This is a genomic window from Streptomyces sp. NPDC058308, from assembly GCF_042880275.1.
Lineage (GTDB): Bacteria > Actinomycetota > Actinomycetes > Streptomycetales > Streptomycetaceae > Streptomyces.
The window spans coordinates 36,985-46,603 of the sequence record NZ_JBHVZA010000045.1; the positions used below are offsets into that span (position 1 = coordinate 36,985).

At 71.4% G+C, this 9,619-nt stretch carries 8 protein-coding genes; 6 read left to right on the top strand and 2 right to left on the bottom strand.

What is annotated here, in order from left to right:
• Positions 1 to 13: 13 nt before the first annotated feature.
• From ACFVYL_RS35655 to hutH, 3 genes are all read left to right on the top strand, one after another.
• The gene (locus ACFVYL_RS35655) at positions 14 to 811 is read left to right on the top strand and encodes an enoyl-CoA hydratase/isomerase family protein (protein ID WP_389723711.1); all 798 of its coding nucleotides are present in this window, start codon (positions 14 to 16) and stop codon (positions 809 to 811) included.
• A 71-nt stretch (positions 812 to 882) separates the two neighbouring features.
• Positions 883 to 2,037: a diguanylate cyclase domain-containing protein gene (locus tag ACFVYL_RS35660; RefSeq protein ID WP_389723714.1), complete on the top strand. Its 1,155-nt coding sequence runs from the start codon at positions 883 to 885 to the stop codon at positions 2,035 to 2,037.
• A 73-nt stretch (positions 2,038 to 2,110) separates the two neighbouring features.
• The gene (gene hutH, locus ACFVYL_RS35665) at positions 2,111 to 3,649 is read left to right on the top strand and encodes a histidine ammonia-lyase (RefSeq protein ID WP_389723739.1); all 1,539 of its coding nucleotides are present in this window, start codon (positions 2,111 to 2,113) and stop codon (positions 3,647 to 3,649) included.
• 70 nt (positions 3,650 to 3,719) lie between these two features.
• Here the strand turns inward: hutH and ACFVYL_RS35670 are convergent, their stop codons facing one another.
• The gene (locus ACFVYL_RS35670) at positions 3,720 to 4,502 is read right to left on the bottom strand and encodes a PepSY domain-containing protein (protein WP_389723717.1); all 783 of its coding nucleotides are present in this window, start codon (positions 4,500 to 4,502) and stop codon (positions 3,720 to 3,722) included.
• A gap of 1,428 nt (positions 4,503 to 5,930) precedes the next feature.
• Positions 5,931 to 6,233, bottom strand: a complete 303-nt coding sequence (locus tag ACFVYL_RS35675) for an LPXTG cell wall anchor domain-containing protein (protein WP_389723720.1) — start codon at positions 6,231 to 6,233, stop codon at positions 5,931 to 5,933.
• 110 nt (positions 6,234 to 6,343) lie between these two features.
• On the opposite strand from ACFVYL_RS35675, the gene ACFVYL_RS35680 reads away from it, so the two are divergent.
• The 3 genes from ACFVYL_RS35680 to ACFVYL_RS35690 all read left to right on the top strand — a co-directional run.
• Positions 6,344 to 6,676 carry a hypothetical protein gene (locus ACFVYL_RS35680; RefSeq protein WP_389723723.1) on the top strand — a complete coding sequence of 111 codons (333 nt, stop codon included), beginning with the start codon at positions 6,344 to 6,346 and terminating at the stop codon, positions 6,674 to 6,676.
• 230 nt (positions 6,677 to 6,906) lie between these two features.
• On the top strand, positions 6,907 to 8,172 hold the full coding sequence (locus tag ACFVYL_RS35685; RefSeq protein ID WP_389723726.1) for an Ig-like domain-containing protein: 1,266 nt from the start codon (positions 6,907 to 6,909) through the stop codon (positions 8,170 to 8,172).
• 272 nt (positions 8,173 to 8,444) lie between these two features.
• Positions 8,445 to 9,619: S8 family serine peptidase (locus ACFVYL_RS35690; protein WP_389723729.1), on the top strand; the 1,175-nt coding region annotated here is incomplete at its 3' end.

Sequence of the window (9,619 nt, forward strand, 5' to 3'; positions counted from 1 at the left end):
GTGGAGGAGCGTCATGGGCGACGAGCAGCGGTACGGGGAGTACGTGGCGGTCAGGCGGCACGGCCACGTCGTCGAGCTCGTCCTCGACCGGCCCAAGGCGATGAACGCCGTCTCCACGGAGATGGCCCGCTCCATCGCCGCCGCCTGCGCCGCCCTCGCCGAGGACGGGGACGCCCGCGTGGTCGTCCTGACCTCCACCCACGAGCGGGCCTTCTGCGTGGGCGCCGACCTGAAGGAGCGCAACTCCTTCGGCGACGCCGAGCTGCGCCGCCAGCGCCCCACCACGCGCGCCTCCTACACCGGCGTGCTCGACCTGCCCATGCCGACCGTCGCCGCCGTGCACGGCTTCGCGCTCGGGGGCGGCTTCGAGCTCGCCCTCGCCTGCGACATGATCGTCGCCGATCCGACCGCGGTCGTCGGCCTCCCCGAGGTCTCCGTCGGCGTCATCCCGGGCGGCGGCGGCACCCAGCTCCTGCCGCGCCGGGTGGGCGCGGCCCGCGCCGCCGAGCTGATCTTCTCCGCGCGCCGCGTGGAGGCCGCGGAGGCAAGGGAGTTGGGCCTGGTCGACCTCCTCGTGGAGGAGGGCGGGGCCCGTACGGAGGCGCTCGCGCTCGGCGCCCGTATCGCGGCCAACTCGCCCGTCGGCCTGCGCGCGGCCAAGCGCGCCCTGCGTCTGGGGCACGGCCTCGACCTGCGGGCCGGCCTGGAGGTCGAGGACGCGGCGTGGCGCACGGTGGCGTTCTCGGCGGACCGGGCGGAGGGCGTCGCGGCGTTCAACGAGAAGCGCAAGCCGCAGTGGCCCGGCGAGTAAGGGCCGGTACGGGGGAGGGGTGCGTGACGCCCCGAAGTTCTAAAATCCGGCAAACCCCATAATCTGGGGAAATGGGAGAGGACGTCCGGCTGCGGGCCGTGGTGGAGCTGGCGCAGGGAATGGCCGCCGCGCACACTCCGCGCGAGTCCTGGCGGGCCGCCGCCGTCGGTGTCTGCCGCGCCCTGGACGGCGATTTCGCCGCGCTGTCCGTGTGGGAGCGGGACATGGGCAGGCTGCGGGTCCTGGTGAACGCGGGCGAACGCGCCCCGGGCGAGGAGGAGTTCCCGGAGAACGAGGCGTATCCCGTGCACCAGTTCCCGGAGATCACCGAGTTCCTGCACGAGCACTGGGCGGGCGGCGGCGAGCCGCACGCCTGGGTCGAGACGGCCGAGGGCCCCGCGGGTGCCCGCGCCGCCGGCTACTGCCACCAGCGGGTGGCCGCGCTGCGCCGCCGGGGCCGCGGCTGCTGCGTGATCGCCCCGATCGTGCTGCACGGGCGCGCGTGGGGCGAGCTGTACGTGGCGCGCTCGCCGGGCGCCCCGGTCTTCGCCCGGGCCGACGCCGACCTCGCGACGGTCCTCGCGGCGGTGGTGGCCGCCGGGATCGCGCAGACCGAGCGCCTGGAGGAGGCCCGTCAGCTGGCCTTCACGGACGCGCTGACGGGGCTCGCCAACCGCCGCGCGGTCGACCTCGGGCTCGACGAGGCGGTGGAGCGGCACCTCGCCGCGGGGACCATCGTCAGTCTGGTCGTCTGTGACGTGAACGGGCTCAAGCGGGTCAACGACACCCAGGGCCACGCCGTCGGCGACCGGCTCCTTGAGCGCTTCGGCTCGGTCCTCTCGCTCTGCGGCGCGATGCTGCCGGGGACGCTGGCGGCACGGCTCGGCGGCGACGAGTTCAGCCTCCTCTGCGTGGGTCCCACCGCCGACGAGGTGGTCCGGGTCGCCGACGAACTCTGCGTACGCGCCGCCGAGTTGGAGCTCGGGGAAGGTGTCGCGTGCGGTGTCGCGTCGACCGGGGACCCGATCGGTCCGGTGCGCTCGGCCCGCCGCCTCTTCCGCCTCGCCGACGCGGCGCAGTACCGCGCGAAGGCGGCGCGCGCGGCGAAGCCGGTGGTGGCGGGGCGTGAGGGCGTGGACGACCCGGTCATCCGCCTCGCGGACGCGCCCGAGGGGTCGCCCGCGGCGGGGGAGCGGCGGAAGTTCCGGGGGCGGGGTCCGGTGTAAGAGGCCCGTACCGACTCCACCCGTGACACCTGGCGATTCAGTCCGTACGCTGCTGAATATGGATATGCACAGCGTGGGCACCGTGGCCCTTGGGACCTCCGGGACGACCGCGGCGGACGTCATCGCCGTCGCGCGCGGCAACGCACGGATCGAACTCTCCGACGAGGCGCTGACGGCGCTCGCCGCCTCCCGCGAGATCGTCGACGCGCTCGCGGCCAAGCCCGAGCCCGTGTACGGCGTCTCGACCGGCTTCGGCGCCCTGGCCAGCCGCCACATCGGCCCCGACCTCCGCGCCCAGCTGCAGCGCAACATCGTCCGCTCGCACGCGGCGGGCATGGGCCCGCGCGTGGAGCGCGAGGTCGTCCGCGCGCTGATGTTCCTGCGCCTGAAGACGGTCTGCTCCGGCCACACGGGCGTGCGCCCCGAGGTCGCCAGGACGATGGCCGACGTCCTGAACGCGGGCATCACGCCCGTCGTCCACGAGTACGGCTCGCTCGGCTGCTCCGGCGACCTCGCGCCGCTGAGCCACTGCGCGCTGACGCTGATGGGCGAGGGCGACGCCGAGGGCCCCGACGGCGAGCTGAAGCCCGCGGGCGAACTGCTCGCCGCGCACGGCATCACCCCCGTCGAGCTCCGCGAGAAGGAGGGCCTGGCCCTCCTCAACGGCACCGACGGCATGCTCGGCATGCTGATCATGGCCCTCGCCGATCTGGAGAACCTCTACAAGTCGGTGGACATCACGGCCGCGCTGACGCTGGAGGCGCTGCTCGGCACCGAGAAGGTCCTCGCGCCCGAGCTGCACGCCATCCGCCCGCATCCGGGCCAGGCCGCCTCCGCCGCCAACATGCTCGCCGTCCTCAGCGGTTCGGGCCTCACCGGGCATCACCAGGACGACGCGCCGCGGGTACAGGATGCGTACTCGGTGCGCTGCGCCCCGCAGGTCGCGGGTGCGGGCCGCGACACCATGGCGCACGCGCGCCTGGTCGCCGAGCGCGAGCTGGCCGCCGCCGTCGACAACCCGGTCGTGCTGCCCGACGGCCGCGTCGAGTCCAACGGCAACTTCCACGGCGCCCCGGTCGCGTACGTGCTCGACTTCCTCGCCATCGCCGCGGCCGACCTCGGCTCCATCGCCGAACGCCGCACGGACCGCCTCCTCGACAAGAACCGCTCGCACGGCCTGCCGCCGTTCCTCGCGGACGACGCGGGCGTCGACTCCGGCCTGATGATCGCCCAGTACACGCAGGCGGCCCTGGTCAGTGAGATGAAGCGGCTCGCCGTCCCGGCGTCGGCCGACTCCATCCCCTCCTCCGCCATGCAGGAGGACCACGTCTCCATGGGCTGGTCCGCGGCCCGCAAGCTGCGCACCGCGGTCGACAACCTCACCCGCATCGTGGCCATCGAGCTGTACGCCGCCACGCGCGCGGTCGAGCTGCGCGAGGGCCTCACCCCGGCGCCCGCGACGCGCGCGGTCATCGAGGCGGTCCGCAAGGCGGGTGTCGAGGGCCCGGGCCCGGACCGCTTCCTCGCGCCGGACCTGGCGGCGGCGGACGCGTTCGTACGGGCGGGTGCGCTGGTGGCGGCCGTGGAGCCGGTCACGGGAGCGCTGGCCTAGCAACACTACGAAGGGGTGCCGTCAGGTCGGACCGACCTGACGGCACCCCTTCGACGTCTTACGCGGCACGTCAGTCGCGGTCGACGTGCTCGCGGGTGACCTTGCCCTTGACCGCGTCGATGTCGAAGTCGGTCTTGTTCCAGTCGTCGGTGACGACGTCGACGTTCCAGACCAGACCGCCGCTGTCGTTGTCGTCCAGGCTGACGGAGGTGACGGTCCCCTTCTTCTTGTCCGTGGCGACCTTGGCGGCCTGCTCCGCCGTCTGCTTGCTGCGGGAGAGCCAGTCGGCCGTCTCGCGCTTGTCGCCGGCGTCCTGGTCCTTGTCCGGGGTGGAGCTGATCACCTCGCCCGAGACCGCGTCGATGCTGACCTTGTGCACGGTGCCGTTCTTCTCGGCGACGTCGGCGATCCACCGCGGACCGGCCGAGCTCGCGCTGCCGCTGGGGCTGGCACTCGCGCGGGTACTCGCGCTGGCACTCGCGCTCGCGTCGTCGTTGTCGTCGTCGTCCACGCCCTCCAGGTCCAGCTCGGTCAGCATGCCGCCGTCGACCTTCTTCAACGCCGTGGCGGCCGCCTTGTCGTAGGTGACCTTGGTGGTGGTGAGCAGCGCCTTGCGCTCCTGCTGGTCCTGGGTGAGGGACGCGCTGCCGGACGGGCTCTCCGACGGGGTGGGCGCCTCCTTGGGGGCGGACTTGGCCGCGCCGGACGCCGACGACGCGGACGTCTCGCTGTCACTGTCCCCGCACCCCGCGACCAGGGCGGCCGAGGCCACGATGGCGCATACGGTGCCGACGATACGGAGGTGGCGGGCGCGCGGGGTGCCGGACTTCTTGGGCCGGAGCTCGATACTCATACCCGCATGATGAGCCGCCGTCCCGTCCTGCTATGTCGGCCACGCGCGAGGGTCACCCGATCGCTCGGTGCGGCCGGGTCCAAGGGGTGGGGGGAGGGCGGGGGCTTCGGTGGGCCGGGGACGTTGACGGTTACCGGGGCCGCCCGGTGTTGTGCGGAGTGTGGCGGTTCCGGGCCGGGAGTAAAGGGCGCCCTGCGGGCGTCGGCTACGCCGATTCCGCTCCGCTTCACCCTTGACTCCCGTCCCTCCACCGCACGTTGACTTTGACCCGGACGGCCAGGGTGGGGCGGCGGGATTCTCTGCTCGGGTCATCACCTTTCGCTGCCGGGTGCGGTCCGGCCCATCGTGGGCGGGTGCCACGGTCGCGGCTCGGCCAGCCGTGCGGCCGCGCTGCTCGGGTCATCGGCTTTCGTTGCCGGGTGCGGATCGGTCCATCGTGGGTAGGTGCCACGGTCGGTGCGCGCCGGCAGGCACCCCGGACTGGACCACGGCCCCTCCACTCGGGAGGGAGGGGGGATGGGTCATCAACTTTTTGAAAGTTGCGAAGGGACCTGCCGCGCGCCCCCCGTTATGGCGGATGCGCCGGTCGCCGGGCTCCGTGCGCGGCCGCAAGGCACTGGCACCCTGGGCTCCGGGTCATCAACTTTTTGGAAGTTGCGAAGGGGTGTGTCGCGCGCCCCCCGTCATGCTCCATGCGCCGCCAGTTGTGCGAGCCCGATCGCCCAACACCTCGTGGTGGGCGGTGTCTGCGGGGGCGCGCGGGGCGTGACCTGGGGGGCGCACGGCGACCCCCTTCGCAACTTTCAAAAAGTTGATACCCGGTCCCCCCCGGAGATGTGACTCGATGAGCCGAGCGGCTGACCGAGCCGCAACGGTGACGGCCACCGACGATGGGCCGGACCGCACCCGGCAGCGAGAGCCGATGACCCGAGCAGCGAGGCCGTAGGGCTGGCCGAGCCGCGAACCGGGGCAGTCGGCCACGATGGGCCGGTCCGCACCCGGCGATGAAGGGGGATGGCCCGAGCGGCGAGGCCGGGCGGCTGGCCGAGCGCGAACCGTGGCACTCGCACACGATGGGCCGGACCGCACCCGGCAGCGAAAGGGGATGACCCTCCTAGGCCAGCCCGCCGCCCCACCCTGGCCGTCCGGGTCAAAGGTCAACGTGCGGTGGAGGGACGGGAGTCAAGGGTGGAGCGCAGCGGAATCGGCGCAGCCGACGCCCGAAGGGCGCCCTTTACTCCCGGCCCGGAACCGCCACACTCCGCAAAAAGCCGGGCGGCCCCGGTACCGCCACATCGCCGGGGACTCGAAGTCGCCCCGCCCCGCTCAGCGGGGATATCGGGCATCCGTAGGACACCGTCCGGAGTGACCAGCGAAGCGGCACCGCACTAGCGAAGCGGCACCGCACCGCGGAGCCCGAGCCAGCGATCAGTACGCCGCGTCGCCCCCATCGCGCTCCCTGCGGACCGAGAACACCACGAAGCCCGCCCCCAGGCCCAGGAACGCCGTCCCGCCGATCACGTACGGGGTCGTATCGAAGCCCGTGCCCGTTTCCGCGAGGCGGCCCGTGGCCGTCGTCTCGTGGTGGGGTGCCGCGGAGGTCGCGGGACGGGTGTCGGCGGGGGCGTCGTGCGGCGCGGGGGAGGTCGCGTTCGCGGAGGGGACGAAGCACAGGGCGCCGAGCAGGGCTCCGGCGGCGGCTGTGGTCAGCAACGATCGGCGTGCGGACACGGAATCGGATCCCCCTTGTGGCGCTGGCGAATTGGCCGTGTGGGGCGATGCTAATGAAAGGTGCGGGTCGCGGGAAAGTCGCGAAGCCGACGGGCCGTACGCTCCGTCGTATGAGTGGAGACGAGACATCACGGTTTGTACGGCTCAGGGTCGAAATGGTCGTCGAGGTCGGTGACGCCGAGAAGCTGACCGCGGCAGCGCTCGGCCATATCGCCGAGGACGAGCAGATGCCCTCGGAGGAGCGGGCGCACGCCGAGGCCGCCGTGCAGGAGGACGTCGCCGAGGCGCTTGCCTACCTCGTGGACCCCTTCGACCTGGTCAGCCAGGTGCCCGGGACCGAGCTCACGCAGGCCTCGTGGAGCAGCGAGATGATCGACTACGACCCCGATTCGCCGGATTGGGAGCCGGACGAGGATGATGACGCCGAGGACGACGAGCTGTAGCCCGGATTGAAGAATCCGGAAACGGGAACCCCGGGCAGCAACCGCCGCCCGGGGTTCAGTCGTCTCACCGTGCACGGTGGTCGGCCGGGGTCAGTCCAGTACCGCGAACGTGGTGTTCCCCACACTCTTCGCGATAGTGGAACGGGACGAACCGGGCAGGACGTTATGCGGGGTTACGGGGGACTCTCGGGGGTTGACTTGGGGATTCGGCAACTATGGAGATGCGTGTGATGACGGACAGTAGGCGTCGCAAGCTCGGGCGTGGACGCAAGGGCGTCGCAGCCGTGTCCGCCCTCGTGGGCGGCGTGCTCGTGCTCTCGGCGTGCAGCAGCGACGACGGCGACAAGGCTTCGGGCGGCAAGGAGTCGCAGAACCAGGTCGACGAGGCGGCCGCCAAGAAGTCCTCCGCCGCCCAGATCAAGATCGCGCCGAAGAACGGCTCCGACAACGCCAGCATCAACAGCGCGGCCAAGGTCACCGTCAGCGAGGGCACCCTCACGGAGGTGACGATGACGCCCGCCGACGGCGGCGCCGCCGTCAAGGGGCAGATAGCCGCGGACAAGAAGAGCTGGAAGCCCACCGGCCAGCTCGAGCGCGCCACCAAGTACAAGATCTCGGCGACCGCCCAGGATTCCGAGGGCCGCAAGGCGCACGAGAACTCGGCGTTCACGACCGTCTCGAAGGCCAACAGCTTCATCGGGAACTTCACCCCCGAGGACGGCTCCACGGTCGGTGTCGGGATGCCCGTGTCGATCAACTTCGACAAGGCGATCACCAACAAGAAGGAAGTCCAGTCCGCGGTCAAGGTGTCCTCCACCGGCGGGCAGGAGATCGTCGGGCACTGGTTCGGCAACAACCGCCTGGACTTCCGCCCCGAGGACTACTGGAAGGGCAACTCCACGGTCACGCTGAAGCTGAACCTCGACGGCGTCGAGGGCGCCGACGGCGTCTACGGCGTGCAGCAGAAGACCGTGCAGTTCAAGGTCGGCCGCAACCAGGTCTCCATCGTCGACGCCAAGACGAAGCAGATGAAGGTCATGCGGGACGGCAAGGTCGTGAAGACCATTCCGATCTCCGCGGGCTCGCCCCAGAACAAGACGTACAACGGCAAGATGGTGATCTCCGAGAAGTTCAAGGAGACCCGCATGGACGGCGCGACCGTCGGCTTCAAGGACGGCGACGGCAAGGGCGAGTACGACATCAAGGACGTGCCGCACGCCATGCGTCTGTCGAACTCCGGCACGTTCATCCACGGCAACTACTGGGGCTCGCCCTCGATCTTCGGCGGCGCCAACACCAGCCACGGCTGCATCGGCCTGCAGGACGCCAAGGGCGCGAACGACAAGAGCACCCCGGGCTCCTGGTTCTACGAGAACTCCATCACCGGTGACGTCGTCGACGTCCGTAACACCGGCGACAAGGTCGTCGCGCCGGACAACGGCCTCAACGGCTGGAACATGGACTGGGCGCAGTGGAAGGCCGGCTCCGCCGTCTGATCCACGGCCCACGGTCGTCGTCGTGCACGACAGCGGCCCGTGCCCCTGCGGGGGTGCGGGCCGCTCTCGCGTATTCGGGGCCCCGGGGAATGGGTCGATCCGCATTCCGGAATTGACCTGATCCGGCCAGCCGGCGTAACGGCGGAATGAATTTCGGTCGCGCCAACTCTGCACTTCTGTCTCACTATTGAGCAGGTGTTCGCCTCTCGGCATACTTCGATGTCCGAGGGGCGGCTGCCCCTTAACCTCCAGGGGGAGACTTGCACAGACAAGTGAAGAGAGCGTACGGAGCCGGCATCGCCGCAGCGGTGGCCGTGGCCCTCGCGGCGGGCATGACCAGCCCGGCATCCGCGGACCCGGCCACGGAGGGACAGGCGGCCACGGCGGGGGGCCCGGTCGGCACGTCCACCGGCACGACCCACCTCACGCTGATCACCGGAGACCGGGCCGTCCTCGACGCCGGCGGCCGTGTGATCGGGCTCGACCGCGCCAAGGGACGGGAACACATACCCGTACAGCTGCGGCGCACCGGCGGCCACACGCTGCTGATACCCGCCGACGCGCGGCGCCTGATAGCGGACGGCAAGGTCGACCAACGCCTGTTCGACGTCACGGAGTTGAACAAGAAGCGCAACCGTGCGGCCCAGCACAAGGGCCTCAAGGTCATCGTCGGCTACAAGGGGGCCGCCGGCAGCGCCAGGGCCGACGTCCGCGCCGCGGGCGACACCACGGTCCGCCGGACCCTGAAGTCGCTGAACGCCGACGCCGTCACCACGCCCAAGCAGGACGCGACCGACCTGTGGGCCGCGCTCACCAGCGGCAAGGAAGGCGCCCGCACCGCGGCGTCCGGCATCAGCCACGTCTGGCTGGACGGCGTCCGCAAGGCGAGCCTCGACAAGAGCGTCAAGCAGATCGGCGCCGACAAGGCCTGGGCCGCCGGGTACGACGGCAAGGGCGTCAAGATCGCCGTGCTGGACACGGGCATCGACGCCACCCACCCGGACCTCAAGGACCAGGTGGTCGCCGAGAAGAACTTCTCGCAGTCGGCCACCGCCAAGGACCACTACGGCCACGGCACCCACGTCGCGTCCATCGCGGCCGGTACGGGCGCCAAGTCCGGCGGCAAGTTCAAGGGCGTCGCACCCGGCGCCAAGCTCCTCAACGGCAAGGTCCTCGGCGACGACGGCTACGGCGACGACTCCGGCATCATCGCCGCCATGGACTGGGCGGCCGCCGAAGGCGCCGACGTCGTCAACCTCAGCCTCGGCGGCGTCGACACCCCCGGTGTCGACCCCCTCGAAGCGCAGGTCGACAAGGTCTCCAAGGACAAGGGCATCCTCTTCGCGATCGCCGCGGGCAACGACGGCAGGCCCGGCTCCGTCGGCTCGCCCGGCAGCGCGGACGCCGCCCTGACCGTCGGCGCGGTCGACGACAACGACAAGCTGGC

Excerpts from the sequence above, each read along its gene's own strand:
- ACFVYL_RS35685 (WP_389723726.1), top strand. The coding sequence starts at position 6,907 with ATGACGGACAGTAGGCGTCGCAAGCTCGGGCGTGGACGCAAGGGCGTC.
- ACFVYL_RS35660 (WP_389723714.1), top strand. The coding sequence starts at position 883 with ATGGGAGAGGACGTCCGGCTGCGGGCCGTGGTGGAGCTGGCGCAGGGA.
- ACFVYL_RS35655 (WP_389723711.1), top strand. The coding sequence starts at position 14 with ATGGGCGACGAGCAGCGGTACGGGGAGTACGTGGCGGTCAGGCGGCAC.
- ACFVYL_RS35680 (WP_389723723.1), top strand. The coding sequence starts at position 6,344 with ATGAGTGGAGACGAGACATCACGGTTTGTACGGCTCAGGGTCGAAATG.
- ACFVYL_RS35670 (WP_389723717.1), bottom strand. The coding sequence starts at position 4,502 with ATGAGTATCGAGCTCCGGCCCAAGAAGTCCGGCACCCCGCGCGCCCGC.